Annotated in this window: 21 protein-coding genes; 13 read left to right on the plus strand and 8 right to left on the minus strand. The window is 72.2% G+C overall.

Annotated features, from left to right (window positions below; all coding sequences use genetic code 11):
- The 4 genes from VF330_RS36830 to VF330_RS36845 form a co-directional block, all read right to left on the minus strand.
- Window positions 1-975 (minus strand): acyl-CoA dehydrogenase family protein (locus VF330_RS36830; protein ID WP_330856365.1); only part of this gene is annotated, 975 nt, incomplete at its 3' end.
- Between the two features lie 76 nt (window positions 976-1,051).
- The gene (locus VF330_RS36835) at window positions 1,052-1,594 is read right to left on the minus strand and encodes a TetR/AcrR family transcriptional regulator (RefSeq protein ID WP_330856366.1); all 543 of its coding nucleotides are present in this window, start codon (window positions 1,592-1,594) and stop codon (window positions 1,052-1,054) included.
- A 152-nt stretch (window positions 1,595-1,746) separates the two neighbouring features.
- Window positions 1,747-2,934: an acetyl-CoA acetyltransferase gene (locus VF330_RS36840; RefSeq protein ID WP_330856367.1), complete on the minus strand. Its 1,188-nt coding sequence runs from the start codon at window positions 2,932-2,934 to the stop codon at window positions 1,747-1,749.
- Complete coding sequence (locus VF330_RS36845; protein ID WP_330856368.1) at window positions 2,934-4,310, minus strand: hydroxymethylglutaryl-CoA synthase; 1,377 nt, start codon at window positions 4,308-4,310, stop codon at window positions 2,934-2,936. The genes VF330_RS36840 and VF330_RS36845 overlap by 1 nt, the downstream gene beginning before the upstream one ends.
- Before the next feature lie 120 nt (window positions 4,311-4,430).
- Between VF330_RS36845 and VF330_RS36850 the strand changes: the two genes are divergently transcribed.
- From VF330_RS36850 to VF330_RS36860, 3 genes are read left to right on the plus strand one after another with little or no spacing between them, the layout of a single operon-like run.
- A complete protein-coding gene (locus VF330_RS36850) occupies window positions 4,431-5,615 on the plus strand; it encodes an acyl-CoA dehydrogenase family protein (protein ID WP_330856369.1) in 1,185 nt (394 codons plus the stop codon).
- Window positions 5,612-6,646, plus strand: coding sequence for a TIGR03617 family F420-dependent LLM class oxidoreductase (locus VF330_RS36855; RefSeq protein WP_330856370.1), 1,035 nt, complete (start codon window positions 5,612-5,614; stop codon window positions 6,644-6,646). Before VF330_RS36850 ends, VF330_RS36855 begins: the two co-directional genes overlap by 4 nt.
- A complete protein-coding gene (locus tag VF330_RS36860) occupies window positions 6,643-7,119 on the plus strand; it encodes a nuclear transport factor 2 family protein (protein WP_330856371.1) in 477 nt (158 codons plus the stop codon). Before VF330_RS36855 ends, VF330_RS36860 begins: the two co-directional genes overlap by 4 nt.
- A gap of 24 nt (window positions 7,120-7,143) precedes the next feature.
- Here the strand turns inward: VF330_RS36860 and VF330_RS36865 are convergent, their stop codons facing one another.
- On the minus strand, window positions 7,144-7,938 hold the full coding sequence (locus VF330_RS36865) for a MerR family transcriptional regulator (protein ID WP_330856372.1): 795 nt from the start codon (window positions 7,936-7,938) through the stop codon (window positions 7,144-7,146).
- Window positions 7,939-8,016: 78 nt separating this feature from the next.
- Here VF330_RS36865 and VF330_RS36870 point away from each other — a divergent pair, with 78 nt between their 5' ends.
- The 5 genes from VF330_RS36870 (at window position 8,017) to VF330_RS36890 (ending at window position 13,417) form a co-directional block, all read left to right on the plus strand.
- The gene (locus VF330_RS36870) at window positions 8,017-8,367 is read left to right on the plus strand and encodes a nuclear transport factor 2 family protein (protein WP_330856373.1); all 351 of its coding nucleotides are present in this window, start codon (window positions 8,017-8,019) and stop codon (window positions 8,365-8,367) included.
- A 37-nt stretch (window positions 8,368-8,404) separates the two neighbouring features.
- The gene (locus tag VF330_RS36875; RefSeq protein WP_330856374.1) at window positions 8,405-9,193 is read left to right on the plus strand and encodes an SDR family oxidoreductase; all 789 of its coding nucleotides are present in this window, start codon (window positions 8,405-8,407) and stop codon (window positions 9,191-9,193) included.
- Window positions 9,194-9,224: 31 nt separating this feature from the next.
- Window positions 9,225-10,247: an alpha/beta hydrolase gene (locus VF330_RS36880; protein WP_330856375.1), complete on the plus strand. Its 1,023-nt coding sequence runs from the start codon at window positions 9,225-9,227 to the stop codon at window positions 10,245-10,247.
- Between the two features lie 240 nt (window positions 10,248-10,487).
- The gene (locus tag VF330_RS36885) at window positions 10,488-12,206 is read left to right on the plus strand and encodes a GAF domain-containing SpoIIE family protein phosphatase (protein ID WP_330856376.1); all 1,719 of its coding nucleotides are present in this window, start codon (window positions 10,488-10,490) and stop codon (window positions 12,204-12,206) included.
- 128 nt (window positions 12,207-12,334) lie between these two features.
- Window positions 12,335-13,417 carry an alpha/beta hydrolase gene (locus VF330_RS36890; RefSeq protein WP_330856377.1) on the plus strand — a complete coding sequence of 361 codons (1,083 nt, stop codon included), beginning with the start codon at window positions 12,335-12,337 and terminating at the stop codon, window positions 13,415-13,417.
- A gap of 25 nt (window positions 13,418-13,442) precedes the next feature.
- Here the strand turns inward: VF330_RS36890 and VF330_RS36895 are convergent, their stop codons facing one another.
- Complete coding sequence (locus VF330_RS36895) at window positions 13,443-14,294, minus strand: DUF4394 domain-containing protein (protein ID WP_330856378.1); 852 nt, start codon at window positions 14,292-14,294, stop codon at window positions 13,443-13,445.
- Between the two features lie 142 nt (window positions 14,295-14,436).
- Here VF330_RS36895 and VF330_RS36900 point away from each other — a divergent pair, with 142 nt between their 5' ends.
- A complete protein-coding gene (locus VF330_RS36900; protein ID WP_330856379.1) occupies window positions 14,437-14,958 on the plus strand; it encodes a sigma-70 family RNA polymerase sigma factor in 522 nt (173 codons plus the stop codon).
- Entirely contained in the window at window positions 14,955-15,596 is a 642-nt protein-coding gene (locus tag VF330_RS36905) for a zf-HC2 domain-containing protein (RefSeq protein WP_330856380.1), read from the plus strand. The genes VF330_RS36900 and VF330_RS36905 overlap by 4 nt, the downstream gene beginning before the upstream one ends.
- Window positions 15,597-15,677: 81 nt before the next feature.
- Here VF330_RS36905 and VF330_RS36910 read toward each other — a convergent pair whose 3' ends face one another.
- Window positions 15,678-16,259, minus strand: a complete 582-nt coding sequence (locus tag VF330_RS36910; RefSeq protein ID WP_330856381.1) for a TetR/AcrR family transcriptional regulator — start codon at window positions 16,257-16,259, stop codon at window positions 15,678-15,680.
- 84 nt (window positions 16,260-16,343) lie between these two features.
- Here VF330_RS36910 and VF330_RS36915 point away from each other — a divergent pair, with 84 nt between their 5' ends.
- The 3 genes from VF330_RS36915 (at window position 16,344) to VF330_RS36925 (ending at window position 19,151) form a co-directional block, all read left to right on the plus strand.
- Window positions 16,344-17,558: an amidohydrolase family protein gene (locus tag VF330_RS36915; RefSeq protein WP_330856382.1), complete on the plus strand. Its 1,215-nt coding sequence runs from the start codon at window positions 16,344-16,346 to the stop codon at window positions 17,556-17,558.
- Window positions 17,559-17,799: 241 nt separating this feature from the next.
- On the plus strand, window positions 17,800-18,621 hold the full coding sequence (locus VF330_RS36920) for a GAF and ANTAR domain-containing protein (protein WP_330856383.1): 822 nt from the start codon (window positions 17,800-17,802) through the stop codon (window positions 18,619-18,621).
- 152 nt (window positions 18,622-18,773) lie between these two features.
- Window positions 18,774-19,151 carry an STAS domain-containing protein gene (locus VF330_RS36925; protein ID WP_330856384.1) on the plus strand — a complete coding sequence of 126 codons (378 nt, stop codon included), beginning with the start codon at window positions 18,774-18,776 and terminating at the stop codon, window positions 19,149-19,151.
- A gap of 63 nt (window positions 19,152-19,214) precedes the next feature.
- On the opposite strand, the gene VF330_RS36930 is transcribed toward VF330_RS36925, so the two are convergent.
- Window positions 19,215-19,709: a pyridoxamine 5'-phosphate oxidase family protein gene (locus VF330_RS36930; RefSeq protein WP_330856385.1), complete on the minus strand. Its 495-nt coding sequence runs from the start codon at window positions 19,707-19,709 to the stop codon at window positions 19,215-19,217.
- Window positions 19,710-19,721: the final 12 nt, after the last annotated feature.

Below are 19,721 nucleotides of genomic sequence, written 5' to 3' on the forward strand. Positions count from 1 at the left end.
GGAGATCTCGTGTTCCCACGTGAACCCGATGCCGCCGTGCACCTGGACCGCTTCGCGCAGCACGAACATAGCGGCGTCGCCCGCGCGGACCTTGGCCGCGGACGCGGCGAAGCGCCAGTCCGCCGTTCTCTCCGACGCGGCGGCCAGTGCCGCCAGCACGGCACTGGTCGCCGTCGTCAGCTCGGCGTACATGTCGACGAGCTTGTGCTTGATGCTCTGGAACGACGCGACGGGGCGGCCGAACTGCGTGCGGTCCACCGCGTAGTCGCGGGCGAGCCGGAAGGCCCGGTCGGCGGCCGCGAGGGCGTCGACCGCGGTGAGCAGCGCGCCGGTCAGCCACGCGTCGCGCACCGCGGCGCCCACCCCGTCGGCGACCGGTGAGGCCGGGGCGCCGTCGAGGTCGAGCAGGGCGAGGCCCTGACCGGGATCCACCGCGTCCATGGCGGTGACGCGCACCCCCGGTGCCGTGGCGTCGACCAGCACCAGACCGCCGCCGGAGGTCGTCACCAGGAACGCGGCGGCGTGGGTTCCGCTGTGGACGAACGTCTTGCGGCCGCTGACCGTCCGCCCGTCGAACCGGGTGGCCGCGTCCAGCGCGGCGCCGGCCCCGTCCTCGTGCAGGGCGGGCACGACGACCAGCCCCTGCTCGGCGAGCGCCCGGCGCAGGCCGGTGTCGTCGGCGGGGTCGACGAGGCACAGCAGGGTCACGGCGACCCCCGACGCCGCCACCAGCGGTCCGGACCAGCCGCACCGCGACGTCTCGGCCACCGCGGCGGCCAGCTCCGTGAGCGTGGCGCCCTGGCCGCCGTGCTCGTCCTCGACCAGCAGGGCCGCGGCACCGACCTCCTCGACCAGGCCCGTCCACAGCTCGGGCAGCCCGGCGCCCGCGCGGCGGCTGACCTCCACCGGGCTGCGCTGGTCCATGAAACGGGCGAACACCGGCGACAGCTCGGCGCTGAGCATCAGACCCGACACGCCACTCCTCCCGTTGTGAATCAAGCGCTTGCTATGCGGTGCTGACGGGGAGGCGCCCATGGGCGCCCCTCCTGGTTCAGCTGGTGCGGATCCCGTTGAGCAGGATCGCGATCTGCACTTCGATGACCCGGTCGATGCCGACCCGGCCCCGCGGGTTGAACCAGCGGATGACCGCCTGGATCGCACCCATGATGGTCCGGTAGATCATCCGGGCGTCGATGTCGTCGCGCAGGACGCCCGCGTCGATGCCCCGCTGGATCGTCTCCAGCCACACCTTCTCGACCCGGTGCTGCCGGTCGGAGATGCCCTTCATCGGGCCCACGTAGTGCCAGTCGTTCTGGAGGATCGTGACGTGCTGCCGGTTCTCGACCAGGCCGCGCAGGGCACACGCGACGAGCTGCTCCAGCGCGTCGACGGGACCCTCCGCCCTGGCGATCGCCGCGTCGTACCCGCGGATGATCGTGTCGAGGTACTCGACGAGCACCTCCTCGACCATCGCCTCCTTGGAGTCGAAGTAGTAGTAGAGGCTGCCCGAGAGCATGTCGGCCTCGTCGGCGATGTCCCGCACGGTGGCGGCGGAGAAGCCCTTCTCCGCGAACACCTTCGCCGCGGCCCGCATGATCAGCTCCTTGCGAGCCACGCCCGTGGGAGAGCCGGTCGAGCGGCGACGGGTAGTACTCACACTGCGTGCCTTTCTGTAACCGGTCGAGAATGCTCGGTCACCCTAACGGACCGCGTCGCCCCCGAGCGGGCGTCGCGCGAAGGACCAGTTCAGGGTTTGCGGCTGGAGAAGATGGTGACCGCGCTGACGAGGTCGCCGGGGCTGCCGCCCTGGTTCTGCACGAGCCCGTACCGCGGGTCGGCGACCTGCCGCTCCCCCGCCTCGCCGCGGAACTGCAACCACATCTCGTAGATCATCCGCAGCCCGCTCGCGCCGATCGGGTGGCCGAAGCTCTTCAGGCCGCCGTCGGTGTTGACCGGCAGCGCGCCGTCGCGGTCGTAGCGGCCGTCGAGGACGTCCCGCCAGGCCTTGCCGCGTTCCGAGAACCCCAACTCCTCCATCAGGACCATCTCGGTCGGCGTGAAGCAGTCGTGCACCTCGGCCAGCGAGATCTGCGTCGCCGGGTCGGTGATCCCGGCCTGCGCGTACGCCGCTCTCGCCGACGCCGCCGCCTCGCCGAGGTCGGAGTAGTCGTAATCGCTGTCGTTGCGGCCGGTGCCCGATCCGGCGTCGAGCGCCAGTGCGTGCACGTACAACGGCGTGTCGGTGTACTTCAGCGCGTCCTCGGCACGGACGATCACGGCCGCGGCCGCCCCGTCGGCGACGCCGGAGCAGTCGAACACGCTGAGCCTGCCCGCCAGCGCGGGAGCCTGGGCGATGGTCTCCTTCGGCACCTCCTTGCGGAACTGCGCGCGCGGGTTCCTCGCCCCGTTGCCGTGGTTCTTCCAGGCGATGTGGGTCATCGCCTCCTTGACCTGCTCCTCCGGCACGCCGTAGCGGCGCGCGTAGGCGGGCACGATCATCGAGTACATGGCGGGGGCGCTGAGCACCGGCGGCGTGCCGTCGTTCGGCACGCTCGGCATCTCCAGGCCGGTGTAGCCCGCGTCCTTGAGCTTCTCGCCGCCGACCGCCATCACGACGTCGTAGGCGCCGGAAGACACGGCGTAGCAGGCGTTGCGGAAGGCCTCCGACCCCGTGGCGCACATGTTCTCGACGCGGGTCACGGGCTTGTGCGCGATGTTGAGCGGACGCGTGAGCGTCAGCCCGGAGACACCGGAGATCATCGACCCCAGCCAGAACGCGTCGACGTCGCCGACCCCGAGCCCGCCCGCCGAGCGCAGCGCGCCGTGCGTCGCCTCGACGAGCAGGTCGTCGACGTCGCGGTCCCAGTGCTCGCCGAAGTCGGTGCAGGCCATGCCGACCACGGCGACCGGCGTCGTGAGAGCGTGCGATCCCATCAGGCCTCCTCGAGGTGCGGGCGCACCTTCCACACGTAGTTGCGGACCCCGTTGCCCGCCACGCTCGCCAGCCGGAACGCCGGGGTCACCCGGTCGCCGATGGCGAGCTCGCGACCGGCGGCGTCGGTCATCTCGCACTCGAACCGGCCGCCGCCGTCGAAGTCGACCGCGACGACGCGGGCCGGGAGCTGGACCGACTCGGAGAGCCAGTCGTCGGTGAACGTCGCGATCCTGCCGGGCACGCCGACCATCGAGACCGGCTCGAAGCCCTCGGTCGCGGAGCAGCGCAGGCAGACCCGGCGCGGCGGCAGGTTGCGGTAGCCGCACGAACCGCACTGCGCGGCCATGAAACCGAACTTCCAGGCCGCGGTGCGACGCGAGGCGGGAGGCACGGGCGGCTTCACGTCCGGGCGTCGCGCGGGCTCGCGCGGCAGCAGGCCGCGCCAGTTGAGGTAGTCGCCATAGGACACGGGCTGCGAGGGCGGTGCGTTCTCCACCCCGCTGCGCGGACCGTTCGCGTGCTTCTCGGTGACGCGGAAGACGAAGGCGTCGGCGCCGTCGGTGGCCGACAGGGCCAGGATCACGTCGCCGGGGGACGCCGCGTCGAGTGCGAGCGCCAGGCCGATCGCGAGGTCGGCGGCGCCGGCGTAGCCCGGGTTCGCGGTGTCCGCGGCGGCGAGCTGCGCGGCCTCGAATCCACGCCGTGCGGTGGCTCGTGCACGGGCGTGTGGTGTGCTGACGACGACGTGGTCGATCTGCTCGCGCTTCAGCTCGCAACGGCCGAGGACGTCGTCGACGATCCGTTCGACGAGGGGGACGTAGGCCTCCACACCGAAGCGTTCCTCCCAGGTCCGGGTGCGGACCTCGCCGGGAACCCGCCACCGGTCGAGGAACTCGCTCGTCAGCGCGGCCGTCCCGAGCAGCTCGGCGACCGGGTCGGGCCCGACGACGAACGCGGCGGCGGCATCGGCACCGCCGGCCTCGTCAGCGGAACCGGGCAGGCCGTAGCGGAGGTCGCTCGCGACGACCACGGAGTCACCGGCGGACAGGGCCGCGCGCAGCGCACCCGCTCCCCCGCGCAGCGCACCGGACACGTCGTAGGCCGCCACGTCCTCGCCGAGCCCGGACGCGGCGGCGACGGTGGCCGCGTTCGACTTCTCCAAGTAGGCGGGCCGCGTCGTAGCGAACCACAGGCTGCCGACGGCACCGCCGCGCAGTGCGGCCCTGACGGCCGCAACTCCCATGGTGGTGGAGTCCTCGTCGAACGACGCGACGGGACGTGCCCCCTCGCCCCGTCCCCCGAGCACGCGGGCGACGTCGGCGCGGTCCAGGCGCGGCACAGGCAGGTACACGGCATAGGACTGGATGCCGGCCACGGCACCTCCTTCTACCCGGCTCGACGCACTTTAAATCAAGCACTTGCTTTGCTAGCTTAAGGACGTCGCCCCACCGGCGCAACAGTGCGCAGGACCCGGGAGCCCCGATCGGAGGACGATGTGAGCGAGGGGGATTTCCGGCAGCGCGTCACCGAGGTCGTCGGCGCGTTCGCCCCACGCCGTGCCGCGGCCGGAAACGCCTGGGGCCAAGGCGATGACCGGGTCTCGGTCGTCGCCGAACGGTCCGCGGGCGAGGCGGAGGAGATCGCGGAGCTGCGCCGCTACCGCGCTCACCTCGACGCGCACGGACTGTCCTGGGTGGAGGGTCCGCAGGCGCACGGCGGCGCGGGCCTGACCACGCGGCACGCCGAGGTCCTGCGCGTCGTCGAGGCCGAGCACGCCCTCCCCGACGACGCCTACCTCCGCTTCAGCGCGTCCACGCTCTGCCCGACGCTGCTCGAGCACGGCACCGAGGACCAGAAAACCGGGCTGCTGCGCCGTTTGCGGACCGGCGAGGTCATCGCCTGCCAGCTCTACAGCGAACCCGGTGCCGGATCGGACCTCGCGGGTCTGTCCACACGGGCCGAACGCCGCGACGACGGCTGGGTGCTGAACGGCCAGAAGGTCTGGAGCTCCGGCGCCCACTACAGCGACATCGGTCTCTGCATCGCGCGCACGGACCCGGACAAGCCCAAGCACGCCGGCCTCACCACGTTCCTCGTCGACCTGACCGCACCCGGTGTCGACATCCGCCCGATCCGCCAGCTCACCGGCGGGGCGTCGTTCGACGAGGTGTTCCTCACCGACGTCCACGTCCCCGACTCGGCGCGCGTCGGCGCGGTCGACGGCGGGTGGGGTGTCGTGATGACCTCGTTGCTGCACGAGCGTTCCGCCATCGGCCGCGAGGTCGGCGTGGACGCCGCGCTCGTCGACCGGTTGGTGGACCTCGCGCGCCACACTCAGGAGCCGATCGACGCGCGCACCCGCGACCAGCTCGCCGATGTCGTGGTGCGCGCGTGGGCCGCGCGCCTGACCACCGACCGGTTGCTCGACGGCGGCGGCACCCCCGGTCCGGAGCTGGCCATGACGAAGCTGCTCACGACGGACCTGCTGCGGCAGATGAGCGACATCGCCGCGGACGTCCTCGGCGCCGGGCACGTCGCCGACACCGGCGAGTGGGGCACCTACGCGTGGTCGGAGCTCACCCTGGGGCTGCCCGGTCTTCGCGTGGGCGGCGGCACCGACGAGATCCTCAAGAACGCCGTCGGGGAACGGGTTCTCCAGCTACCCAAGGACGCGCGATGAAGATCGACATGGGCATGATCGGTTCCTCGGCCGCCGGGTGCGGGCCGATCGCGGCGGACGCCGAGGCGCGGGGGTTCGACGGCGTCTGGGCGAGCGAGAGCGTCACCGACGCGTTCCTCCAGTCGCAGGCGGCGCTGCTCACGACCGAGCGCGTCTCCGTCGGCACGGCGATCGCGGTCGCGTTCGCCCGCAACCCGATGTCGGTCGCCTACCTGTCGTGGGACCTCGCCGCCATGTCCGGCGGGCGCTTCGTGCTCGGCCTGGGCAGCCAGATCCAGGCCCACGTCGAGCGGCGCTTCAGCATGCCGTGGAGCTCCCCCGCCGGCCGGATGCGCGACTTCCTGCTGGCGTTGGACGCCATCTTCACCTCGTGGCGCGATGGCACCCGCCTCGACTACCGCGGCGAGCACTACCAGCACACGCTGATGTCGCCGGTGTTCACGCCGCACCACCACACGCACCGGATCCCGACGATGGTCGCCGCGGTCGGCGCGAAGATGACCGAGCTGGGCGCCGAACTGTGCGACGGCCTGCTGCTGCACGGCATGACCACCACGGCGTACCTGGACCAGGTCACCCTGCCCGCCGTCGAACGCGGCCTGGCGGCGTCCGGCCGCGACCGCGACGCGCTGGAGCTGTACGTGCCGCTGTTCCTGGTCATGGGCGACACCGAGGAGCAGATCGCCGAGACCACCCGGAAAACCCGCGAGCAGATCGCGTTCTACGCCTCCACCCCCGCTTACGCCAAGGTCCTCGCGAGCATCGGTTACGAGAACCTCCAGCTCGAGCTGCAGACCTTGTCGCGCGCCGGCAAGTGGGCCGAGATGGGCGACCTGATCGACGACCGGATCCTCGGCGAGATCGCGTTGGTCGGCACCCCGGAGGAGATGCCGGCCTTGTGCCGCAACCGCTTTGGCGGCCGCGTCGACCGCGTGTCGTCCTATTTCGGCTGGCCCGTCGAGGATCCCGACCGCCTGCGGGACATCCTCGCCGCCTTCGCCGAGCCCGCAACTCGGGAGGTGGCCCGATGACCCGCCTGACCGCGGCAGACCTGGTGGCCCGCGCCGAGATCACCGACACGCTGCACGCCTACAGCCGCGGGGTGGACCGCCGGGACATCGACCTGCTGGCCGACCTGTTCACCGAGGACGGGACGTTCGACTACGGGCACGGCAACGTCACCACCGGCCGCAGCGCGCTGCGCGCCCTGTTCGAAGCGGCGACCGGCCGCTACACCGCGACCAGCCACCACGTCTCGACGGTGAGCTTCCTGCACGTGGGCGACGGCACCGCGCGGACCATCGCCTACGTGTACGCCTTCCACGACAACGCGGAGCAGGACCGGCACCTGCACGTGTGGGGCTGCTACGAGGACGAGCTGGTCGACGACGGCGACCGCTGGCGGATCAGGGCCCGCAAGGTCCGGGTGGCGGGCACCAAGTCCACCGGCTCGGAACCTCTCCCCGAACGCTTCCAGCGCTACGACCGCCAGCCGCCCCGGTAGACACCTCCGGCAAGCGCGTTCGCCTCAGGTGACGCGGAAGACCGGCCAGCCGATCTCGGTGCGCCACTCGGCGGGGTCGCTCGCCTCGCGCGGCCCGACGACGTAGACCTCCCGCACCGGCCCGGCCACCGACATCGCGTTCTCCACCACCCAGGTCCCGAGCTCGCCGTACGTGACCTCGACGCCGTCGTGCTCTCCGACGTGGGTGGTGACGGCCAGTTCCACGGCCGGCAGCGTCACGGGGTGCACGCGCCCGGTGCGAGGTGGCGCCGCGGTCGGCAGGTAGACGAGCGCGTGCCCGCGTTCCTGTTCGAAGAGCGCGTTGTCGTAGTTGCCGCCCGGCGGTCCGGTCGCGGCGGAGCCGACCACCGCCTGCAGCTCGGCCATCGCGCCGGCGAACCAGGCCTCGACCTCGTGGTGCTCGACCACGGCCTCCACCGCCGCGACCGTCCTGGCGGGCTCCGCGCGCAGTTCGACGTCGATCGGCGCGGGGTCGGGCCGCAGCAGGCGCCGCAGCGACACGACCGCGGCACGCGTGCGGTCGAGCTGGTCTTCGAGGCGTTGCAGGTGGTCCGCGACCAGGGCCGACCGGACACCGGGGTCGGGAGTCCGCAGGATCCGCTGCACGTCGCCCAGGGGGACGTCGAGCTCGCGGAGCCGGTGGATGACCTGCGCGGCCGGGATCTGGTCGACGGCGTAGTAGCGGTAGCCGGTGGCCTCGTCCACCACGGCGGGTTCCAGCAGCGCCGCCTCGTGGTACCGGCGCAGGGTCCGCACGCTCAGGTGGGTCAGCCGCGAGAACTCCCCGATGGTCAACATCCCGTCATTGTGGACTCTCCCCCAGGGAGAGGGTCCACGGCTTGACCCTCCCGCGCCGCGAGGCCGCACGGTGGGCTCATGACACAGAACACCGAGCTGCTCCCCGCCACCCTGCGCGACTTCTTCACCGCCCACGTCGTCCACGACGCCGATGTCTCCTCGTCGTTCCTCACCGACGACGCGGTGATCGTCGACCAGGACGAGACCTTCCGCGGCCGGGAGGAGACCCACGCGTTCCTGCGGGACGCCGGGACCGAGTTCGAGTACACGACCGAGCAGATCGGCGCTCACCGCGTCGACGACACCCACTGGGTCGTGACCGTGCGGCTCGAGGGCGACTTCCCGGGTGGCGTCGCCGAGCTCGACTACCGCTTCGCGCTGCGGGACGACCGGATCGCCGAGCTCGTCATCGCCAACCACCCCGCCTGACCGAGCCCCGCACCGACGATCCACAGTGGAGGAACACATGTCTACGTCAGACCGCGATCGTCTCGACGGCCGCAAGGCTCTGGTCACGGGCGGTTCGAAGGGCTCGGGCAAGGCCGTGGCGGAACGCCTGCGGGAGATGGGCGCCGACGTGTACGTGACGGCACGGACGATGCCCGCCGGGTACGAGCACCCCGACCGGTTCATCGAAGCGGACGTGACGACGGTCGAAGGCACCGCCGCGGTGGCCGCCCGGATCGCCGAGTCCGGCGGCGCGCTCGACATCCTGGTGCACGTCGTCGGAGGGTCCTCGACGCCGCCCGGCGGGTTCGCGGTCCTCACCGACGACCAGTGGCTCGCCGAGATCAACCTCAACTTCCTGGGCGCGGTGCGGCTCGACCGCGCCCTCCTCCCGGCGATGGTCGAGTCCGGATCGGGCGTGGTGCTGCACTTCACCTCCATCCAGCGTGAACTGCCCCTGCACGACGCGACTCTGGCGTACGCGTCGGCGAAGGCCGCTCTGCGCACGTACAGCAAGGGACTCGCCAACGAGCTCGCGCCCCGCGGCGTGCGGGTCAACGCGATCAGCCCCGGCGGGATCGAGACGGAGGCCTACGAGGAGTTCGTGGACCGGATCGCCGAGGGCGGCGGACTCACCCGTGACGCGGCGAAGCAGACCATCTTCGACTCCCTCGGCGGAGTACCGCTGGGCCGGTTCGCGAGGACCGAGGAGATCGCGGACCTGGTCGGGTTCCTGGTCTCGGACCGCGCCACGGCGATCGTGGGCGCCGAGTACGTGATCGACGGCGGGACCGTCCCGACCGTCTGAGCCGGCACCCACCCACGAGCAGGAGAACATGATGACCACGCAAGTCTCGGACCGCTCCCCCACCCGGCAGGTCGGGCCGCCACCGCCCTTCGACCCGGAGCTCGCTCCCGTCGTCGAGGTGCTGGCCGGCCTGCGGCCCCCCGACGCGTACCGCTCGGACAACATCGCCGAGATGCGGGCGCCCGTTCCTGGAGTGGAGACCCCCACCGACGAGGTCCTCTCGCGCGGCGGCACCTACAGCGTGCGGGAGCGGGCGGTGCCGGGGCCGGACGGAGCACCGGACGTCTCGCTGCTGATCTGCCTCCCGGAGCACGCGACGACCCCGGTTCCGGCGATCTACCACGTCCACGGCGGCGGCATGATCGTCGGGGACAACCGGTTCGGCCTGGCCGAGATGCTGGACCTGGCCGCACCGCTGGGCATGGCCGTGGTCTCGGTCGAGTACCGGCTCGCACCCGAGACGCCGCACCCCGGCCCCGTCGAGGACTGCTACGCGGGCCTGGTGTGGGTGTCGGAGCACGCCCACGAGCTCGGCATCGACCCCGGCCGCGTCGTCGTCGGCGGTGCGAGCGCCGGCGGCGGCCTCGCGGCGGGCGTCACCTTGATGGCACGCGACCGCAACGGCCCGGCCGTGCTGGCCCAGCTGCTCCTGTCACCGATGCTGGACGACCGCAACGACACGCCCTCGGCGCAGCAGATGCGCGGCCTCGGCATCTGGGACAGCTCCTCGAACGAGACCGGGTGGAACGCGCTCCTCGGCGAGGGCGTTCGCGGAGGACCGGACGTGTCCCCGTACGCCGCGCCCTCCCGTGCCGCGGACCTCTCCGGCCTGCCGCCCGCGTTCGTCGACGTCGGATCGGCCGAGACGTTCCGGGACGAGGACGTCGCCCACGCGAGCCGCCTGTGGCAGGCGGGCTGCGACGTCGAGCTGCACGTCTGGCCCGGCGGGTTCCACGGGTTCGACGTCGTGGTTCCCCGGGCCGTGCTCTCGCAGGACGCCATCGCCGCCCGAGCGGCCTGGCTGCGCCGTCAGCTCAGGCCTGCTTCCCCGTGAGGCCGAGCGCTCGGGGACGCGCCTGACGTGACCCCGAAACACCTGGTAGAGGAGTCGTCTGCACCGATCCGGCCGCTCGGGGCGGTTAGACTCCCGACCGACGACGACTGGGCATCCGGGTAGGGCGGGTTGGCAGGCGAGAAGCGCGCAGGGGCACTTCCCCCGGAGAGCGGATCAGCGGACGAGGCTCGCGAGAGAGCCCTGCACGAGACAGGGCTCACCGCGCGCCCGCACAGCGGGATGGACCGGTTCGCCCGGCTGGTCGCCAGCGTCCTGGAGGTCCCCGTCGCGCTGGTGTCGCTGGTGGAGCCGGACCGGCAGGTGTTCCCCGGCCTCATCGGGCTCGGTGAGCCGTGGGCGAGCACGCGCACCACACCGCTGTCCCATTCGCTGTGCCAGCGGGTCGTGCGCACCGGCCGGCCGCTCGTGCTGCACGACACCGAGGCGGACCAGAACTGGTGCACGCACCCGGCGGTCACCGACCTCCAGGTCGCCGCCTACGCCGGGATGCCGCTGACCGACCAGGACGGCAACGTCCTGGGCTCGCTCTGCGCGATCGACACCTCACCCCACCAGTGGACCGACGTCCAGCTGCAGGACCTGGTCGACCTGGCCGCCGCCTGCAGCGCCGAGCTGCGGCTGCTCATCATGTCCCGGCGTGCCGAGGCGGCCCACGCCCGCGCCAACGCGCTCGCCGAGCGCACGCAGCTGGCGCTCGCCCGCGCCGAACTGCTGCTGCGCGCCGCCAACAACCTGGCCGACACCACGGGCCTGGGCCAGGTGCGCAAGCAGGTCAGCGACCTGATCACCGGCGACCTCGAGCCCCGCTACGTGGGACTGGTCCTGATCGAGGGCAAGCGGCTGAGACGCCTGGTCGGCGAGGACGACGAGGCCGCGGCCGTGGAGCACGGCTACGAGCGGTACGGCCTGGACGACGCGTGGCCGACCGCCCGCGCGGCCCGGGACAACACCACCGTGATCATCCAGGGCACCGCGGACCTCACCGCGGGCGGCTACTGCGACGACGCCGTCGACGCGTGGACCATGCTCGGCCTGCAGACCGCGATCTGCGTGCCACTGCCCAGCGCGTTTGGTCCGCTGGGCACTCTCGTGATCGGCTGGGACACCCCTCACCGCCTCGACGCCCTGGAACGGGCGATCATCACCGCGCTGGCCGGCTACACCGCCCGCGCGATCGAGCGTGCGATCTTCGTGGACCAGCGCATCGTCGTGGCCCGGCAGCTGCAGGAGGCCATGCTCACCGAACTGCCGTCCGTCGACGGCCTGGAGGTCGCCGCGCTGTACCGGCCCGCCGCCGCCGGTGAGCTGGTCGGCGGCGACTGGTACGACGTCTACCCACTCCCCGCCGCCGACGGATCGGGTACCGTCGCCGTGACGATCGGCGACATCACCGGCCACGACACCGGTGCCGCCACGAAGATGGGCCAGATCCGCAGCATGCTGCGGCAAGCCGACCTCGACCACCCCGACGCCGGCCCCGCGCGGGTCATGTCCGCCCTCGAACACGCGAACCTCGCGCTGGGCGTGGACGCCTCCGGCACCCTCGTGCACGCCCACCTGCGCCCCGCGGAGGCCGGCGGCTGGCAGCTGAGCTGGACCAACGCCGGTCACCCGTACCCGCTGCTGCGCGGGCCGCAGGGCGGTGTCGAGGCCATCGGCGGCCACGACATCATGTTCTTCCCCGGGCTGGCGCCGTCGCGACGAACCACCCACCAGGTCACGCTCGCGCCGGGATCCTGCGTGCTCTTCCACACGGACGGCCTCGTCGAGAAACCCCACCGCGACTTCGACGTCGAGACAGCGCGGGCGATCGCCGTGCTGGCCGAGCACGGGGACCGCCCGCTCCAGGAACTGCTGGAGCTGCTCGCCGACGACGTCGGCGGCACCCACCCCGGCGACGACATCGCGCTGCTCGTTGTCCGCGTCCCCGGCCCGTGACCGGGTGACGTTCACGTGCTCCTCGGCGGCACCCACCAATCCGCGGCGCCGAAGTCGCCGAATCACCGGTGACCACGGCGCAGGGCGGCGAGCCTCGGCGCTGACGCCCGTCGGAGAGGCCCATCAGCTTGTACCAGGCCGGCATCGTGCTGATCGCCGCACTCGCGGTGGTGTCGCTGCTCCCCTCTCCCGCATCGGTGTTGTGGGTGGTGCGCGCACTGACGCTGAGTCTCGCGCCTCCCCTGGCGCTGCTCGCGTCCGCACTGGCCGTGGTGGCCCTGGTGGACGGAAACCTCGTCTTCGCGGTGATCGCGGCGGTCACCACCGGCGCGCAGGTGTGCGTGGCGGGAGCGCAGTGGGGCCAGGGGTTGGCGCTGGGTTCCCGTCCCTCCCTGTTCTCCGCGTTCTTCGACCTGGCGGGGTTCCTTCGCGCGCGTGCACCGGAAACGCACGAGCTCGTCACCCGCGACGGCGTGCCGCTTCCGCTCGGCGTCTGGTATCCGGCGGACCGCACGACCACAGGACCCGCTGTCGTGCTCGTGCACGGCGGCGGCTGGACCGGCGGGAACTGGCGGCAGCTGCGCGCGTACGCGAACTGGTTGGCGGACAACGGTTATCGCGCCGTCTGCATCAGCTACCGGCTGACTCCTCCTGCCCGGTGGGACGTCGCCCCGTTCGACGTGGTCGACGCGATGCGGTGGGTGGCGGCGCGCGCGGGCGAGCTCGGCGTCGACCCGGACCGGATCGCGTTGTTCGGTTCTTCCGCGGGCGGGCACCTGGCGTTGCTCGCGGCGAGCCTCGACGAGCACCCGCTCCCGCGGGCGGTCGTGTCGGTGTACGGGCCGGCGGACCTGCTGTCGCTCTACGAGACGTTGCGGCGCAGGCGCGTCAGTCCGGTCGACCGGGAGGTCTCTCCCCTCGTCGACTTCCTCGGCGGCACACCACGGGACGTCGCGCACCGCTGGGAGTGGAGCTCTCCCGTCGCCCACCTCGGGTCCGCGCCGGCCCGTGTCTGCGTCGTCACCGGCGCGAACGACCAGTGGGTGCCGCTGGAGACGATCACCCCGTACATGGTGGCGCCGGAGCTGCCGACGCTGGTCTCGCTCAAGCACGCCGACCACTGCTTCGACCTGGTCTGGGGTTCGATCCCGGCACAGACCGCGCGCTTCGTCGTGCTGGAGTTCCTCCGCCAGGCCTTCGAGGACCGCTGACGGAGGAACTCCGGCACGAGACCGGCTACTTCGCGAACGCCAGGCCGACGACCTCGCCGCCCGCGAGTCCGACGACCGAGGCGCGACCGGTCTCCAGGTTGATCCTCACCAGCAGCGAGCCGCCCAGCAGCGGCAGGCCCTGCCGCACGGCGGCGAGGGCGTGGTGGCGGCCGTTGACGGTCGCGATGTCGAAACCGTTGGTCTTCCCGACGTCGACGCCGAGCTTGCCGACGGTGAAGAGCTGCCCGGTGTTCGGCGAGACGACCGGGGTGACGCCGGCGGCGGTGCCCTGGGTGACGAGCGTGTCCTTGTTGCTGTCGATGTCGTAGAGCGTCGTGGAGGTGGCCCCGGCGACGCTGTTGGTGTACCCGGCCGCGGACACCTCGGGCGTGGAGCCCGCCGCGCGGTCACCCGGTGCGTAGGCGAGCAGCCCGTCGGTGGCGGCGAGCGCGCCGGTGTCGGGTACCAGGCGCAGGTTCTGGCCGGTCGAGGTCACCAGGCGGATGCGGTCCACGGTGGGGTTGAAGTCGAACCCGATGGCCGTTCCGGTGAGGGCGATCGGGGTCCCGACGGCGGTGGCGCGGCCGGTGCGGGCGTCGAGGGTGTAGAGCTGACCGGACCGTGCGATCGCGTAGAGCACGCCGGTGGCGGGACGCACGTCGATGCCGGCGAGCCGGTCGTGGGCCTTGAGGCCGGTGACGCGGACTCGGTGCTGGGCGAACAGCGGGGACGACCAGGTGCGGGTGCTGAGCACACCGTCGTCGGTGAGCAGGTGCACGCGGAGCTGGTCGCCGGTGGCCGAGGCGGGGGCCGCGCCGAGCACGCCGGCGAGCAGGGCTGCCGCCGCGGCGATGGCGGTCGTGCGGACGATGCGCATGGTCTCTCCCAAGGCTGTGAACGCGGAACACGGGTGTGTACGACGCGTCCGCCGCGGGTGTTGAAGCCGAACGAAACAAATCAGACCCATCCGGACCGCAGCCGGTGCCGAACTGACTAGCAGGAGCGGCGACGGGGAACTCATGGCGATCATCGGCAAACGGGCGGAACCGGACCTTCGAGCCGTGTACGCCGCGCACGGCCCGGAGCTCTACCGGTTCGCCCTGCGGCAGCTCGGGGACCGCCAAGCGGCCGAGGAGGCCGTGCAGGAGGTGTTCCTGAGAGCGTGGCGGTCCGCCGAACGGTTCGATCCGGACGTGGCGAGCCTGCGCGTGTGGCTGTTCGCCATCGCGCGCAACGTCGTCATCGACGAGGCACGGGCACGTGCCCGGCACGACCGGCGCCTGGTCGCGGCGGCGGCGGGCCGGCCGGAGACGGTCTCCGACCACGCCGACGCGGTGCTCGACCAGCGGCTGGTGGAGCAGGCGCTCCTGCGGATCAGCGACAACCACCGCGTGGCGTTGGTGGAGACTTACCTGCGCGGCCGGTCCTACCGGGACGTCGCGGCCGACCAGGGCGTGTCCCAGGTGACCCTGCGCAGCAGGGTGTTCTTCGGGTTGAAGGCGCTGCGGCTCGCGATGGAGGAGATGGGGGTGCGGCTGTGAACGACTTGGTGCACCGACGGCGGACCGAGCTGCTGGGCGCCTACGTGCTGAACCACCTGGAAGGCTCCGAGCTCGCCGCCGTGCAGGACCACCTCGACGACTGCGCGGAGTGTCAGCGCACGGTGGCCGAGCTCGCCCCGGTCGTGCGCGCGCTGGCCCGCGTGAACGCCGACGACGTCACCGTGCCCGCGCACCTGGAAGAGCTCGTCGTGCGGCGGGTCGACGCCCAACGCGGACAGCGCGGACGGCGCGGACGCGTTCCGCTCCTCCTCGCGGCCGCTGCCGCCGCGGTGGTCGCGGGGGCGACCTGGTGGTACCTGCGCCCCGGCGTGCCGCTCGAACCGGTCGCGCTCGTGCGCCAGGCTCCCGGAGTCACTGCGGAGGCGTCGCTCGTCCCGCACACCTGGGGAGTCGAGATCAAGCTCGACGGCCAGGGGTTCACCGCCGGGCAGACCTACCAGGTCGCCGTCACCGGCACCGACGGCGGCGAGGTGTCCGCGGGCTCGTTCGTCGGCACCGGCACGAACGCGATGCACTGCAACCTGAACAGCTCGGTCCTGCGGGCGGACGCGTCCGGCTTCGTCGTCCGCGACGCGGCCGGCACGGTCGCGCTGTCCTCGACGTTCCCGCGCCAGTGATTCCGCACTCGCACGGCGTGGCTGCGCCGTCAGCCCAGGCCTGCAGCCCGGTCCAGCGTCCCGTCGACACGCTCTGACCGGTCAGGGCGCGTCGACGAGGCGCTGAACGGCGGCCGCCAGCCAGTCCCGGAGCTCGTCGAGGTCGCCCAGGTCGTCGGTGAGCACCCGGCGCCGGGTGCTCACGCCCAGCACCAGCGCGTCGACCGCGGCGGCGCGCGCCTCGGCGTCAGCGTCCTCCAGCCCGTAGCGGCGCAGCTGTTCGGCGAACGGCCACAACGACTCCTCGTCGAGGAACTTCGTCAGCGCACGGGCCGCTTCCGGCCGTTCGCCCGACGCGCGGTGCAGGACCAGGAGCGGATCCTCGCCCTGCATCCCGCTCCACCGCGCCACGATCGCCTCGGCCAGCCGCCGGCCGAGCGTCTCGCGCGGTCCGTCGAGCTCGGCCAGTTCGAGGTGCACCTGCGCGGCCGCGAGGAACAGACCGTCCTTGCCGCCGAAATAGCGCGTGATCAGGTTCGGCGACACGCCGGCGCCGTCCGCGATGGCCCGGACGGTGGTGCTGTACCCGGTGGTGGCGAACTGGCGGCGTGCTTCGGCGAGGATCGCGGCGCGGGTGCGAGCCGCGTCCCGCGTCCGGACGCTCTGGTCGCCCTCGGTGCTCATCGCCGCACGATAGCAGTTGTGCACAGCCGTACACATCATGTGTATGGTCGTACACATACGCCGTCCCGCCGAAGGAGCCCTCCCGTGCGCATCGCTTTCACCCACGTTCGCGTCTTCGACGGCGAGCAGGTCCTCGCCCCCACGACGGTGCTCGTCGAGGACGGTCTCGTGGCCCGCGTCGGAGGCTTCGCACCACCGGCGGGGGTCGACCGGACCGTCGACGGCACCGGCAAGACCCTGCTGCCCGGTCTCATCGACTCGCACGCGCACGCCCAGCCGGAGGACCTCACGACCGCCCTCCGCCTCGGGGTCACGACCGTGATGGACATGGGCGGTCCGTCCACAGCGGAAGACCGCGCGGTGTGGGCCGCCCGGCCCGGCAGCGCCGACGTCCGCGGTGCGGGGCAGCCGATCACCGCGCCGCACGGGCACCCCACCCAGCTCTTCGCCGGCCTGAGCGGTCCCGGCGTCCCCGACCCGGCGACGTTCCCGCAGACGAGCTCCCCCGAGCAGGCGCGCTCGCTGGTGGACAGGCTCGTCACCGGCGGGTCCGACTACCTCAAGTTCATCCTGGAGGAGGGCACGGTCCTGGGTGCTCCCGGACTCCCCCTGCTGCCGCACGACGCCTACGTCGCCGGCGTGACCGCCGCGCACGAGCAAGGAAAACTGGCGATGACCCACGCGCAGACCGCGGAGACCTGGACCCGGGCCGCCCGCGGGGGCACCGACGCCCTGATGCACCTGTTCATCGACCGCCCGCACGACGACCGCCTCGTCGAGGCGGTCGCCTCCTCCGGGGCGTTCGTGACTCCCTGCCTCGTCCTGGTCCGCTCCTTCCTGGGCACCGCGGCGACGGAGGTCGCCGCCGATCCGCGGGTGAGCGGCAAGCTCGACCCGGTGTGGGCCGAGGCGCTGGCCCGGCCGCTGTCCACCTGGGACGCGCCGTTCGACGACGCGCTGGCCAGCGTGGCCGCCCTCGACGCGGCAGGGGTGGAGGTCCTGGTCGGCACCGACGCCTCCGTGGCCGTCCCCACGACCGGCGGCCAGGCACACGGGGTGAGCGTGCACCACGAGATGGCGTTGCTCGTCGAGGCGGGCCTCTCCCCCGTCCGCGCGCTGAGGGCGGCCACGTCGGTTCCGGCGCGGCGCTTCGGTCTCGACGACCGCGGCCGCATCGCTCCGGGCTTGCGCGCCGACCTCGTGCTCGTCGACGGCGATCCGACGACCGTGATCGACGACAGCCTCTCGATCGCCGGGGTGTGGCGCGGCGGGCGGGAATCGTTCAGCGCCACCGCGTGAGTTCGGAAGCGATCATGCGGGAGTGCATGGAAGCGAGGCCTGCCGGGTATTGACCCATCGCCGTGCATGCGCGCATCCACACGGCCGGTCGTCTCCGGATGGCCCGGTCCGGGTCGGCGGCAGAACGTTGAAACCTCCAGCGTCGTGTCGCCGACCCGGTTCCCGGATGGAGGCCGAAAGGCCCTCGGCCGGGATCCGCACTCGCCGTACGATCTTCCGGGCAGGCGTCGAGCAGGACGCCGTGGAACTCCACCCGGAGACGAAGGGGCGCCGCGGCATGCACGACTCCACGACAGCGCCGGAACGACCGCACGGCGACGAACGCCCCGACCCGTTGACGCGACTGGACGACGCCACCGACGCGCTGGCGGTGCTGCGCGACGCGTTCTCCCGGACGGAGTCCCTCGACGCCGCGTTGCAGCGCCTCGCGGACACCGCCGCCAGGGTCATCCCCGACGCCGACGGCGTGAGCATCTCCATCGTCATCCCCGGCCGGCCCCGCACCGTCGCGGCGACGGACCGGAGTCTCGTCCGGATAGACGAGGAACAGCACGAGGCCGGCCGCGGGCCCGGCCTGGAGTCCGCGTTCACCCTCAAGCCCGTGCGCGCGGCCGTGGGCGAACGCTCGGAGGAATGGCCGGAGTTCGAGCGCGCGGCGTCCGAGACCGGCGTCCGCGCCTACCTGTCGGTTCCCCTCGTGCTGCCGGCCTCGGGTCCCACCGACGCGCAGCACGTCGGAACGCTCACCGTCCACAGCCGGACCGCCGCCGCGTTCGACCCCTACGACGAGGGCTTGGTGCTGTTGTTCACCACCGCCGCGTCGGCCACCATCACCAACGCCCGGCGCTGGCAGCGCTCCCACGCCCAGGCCCAGCACCTCGAGCAGGCGCTGCACTCCCGCGCCACGATCGAACAGGCCAAGGGCGTGCTGATGGCCGTGCACTCCTGCTCCGCGGACGCCGCGTTCACGATGCTGGTCGAGCGGTCGCAGAACGAGAACGTGAAGCTCCGCGACGTGGCCGGGACCCTCATCGAGTCGCTCTGGTGTTCCGAAACCCGGTAGAGATCCGCGCAGCCACGACGAGTACCCGTTTCTCACTCGCGGGGAACGTGTGAATCGGCACAGCGCCACGGAATGCCGGTGATCATGCCTTGTGCTGTCACCGTCCGTAGCATCGGGGGAACAACAGCTGTGCTATCCGGGTGAGGTGTTCGATGACTTCGAGCGAGACCGTGTCAGTGGCGGGCACGCAGATCCACGAGCACGACGACGTGCTCGTGGCGGTGGTCAGCGGCGAGCTCGACATGACCAGTGTCGACGGGATCGCGGCGACGCTCTTCGAGCACCTGGGCACCCGTCCCGGGGGCATGGTGGTGGACCTCGCGGTCAGCTTCCTGGGCTCGTCCGGGTTGTCGATGCTGCTGGAGCTCAACAAGCGCGCTCGGCGCGACGGAGTCGGGTTCGCCCTCGTCGCCACGGAAGCGGCGGCTGTGCGGACTCTGACAGCCAGCGCCCTGGCCCACGTGCTGCCCGTGACGCAGTCGGTGGACGAGGCCGTGGCGCTGGTTCACGGAGAACCGAAGCGGAGCTGACCTCGCCCCCGCACGAACGATGACCGGCGTCGGACAGTCCTGATGAGACGAACAGGGCGCCGGTCACCGGTCGTCGAGGTCGACCCTGGCGTTGTCCCCGCCCTCGTAGCGCTGACCGGTGATCTTGGCCTTGGCGAAGCTGACCGCGGAGGCGACGATCCCGCCCGGCGTGTCCCAGTACTCGGCGGAGGTCGCCTCGATCCTGATCAGCACGACCGACGGGTCCTCCGGTCCCTGCGGCAGCCAGGCGGCCGCACCGGCGTTCCACAGCCGCTTCTTGCGCTCGACGTCGTCGACGACGCTCGCCAGTCCGGTGACCGAAAGCCACGTCGAGAGCCCGCTGACGGCGAGGTTCACCTGGGGCAGGTGACCGATGTGGGCGACCTTGCGGGAGTCGCGCTCGGCGAACAGCCAGACGTCGCCGTCGAACTCCACCTCCTGCAACGCCATCGGACGGCTCATCAAGGTGCCGTCGGGAGCGGTGGTGCCGAGCATCGCCAGCTTCTTGCCGGACAGCAGCTCGGCCACCTTCGCCACGGCGTCGTCGTGTTCGGACACGGATCGCTCCTC

It is taken from the genome of Lentzea sp., from assembly GCF_036380075.1.
Lineage (GTDB): Bacteria > Actinomycetota > Actinomycetes > Mycobacteriales > Pseudonocardiaceae > Lentzea.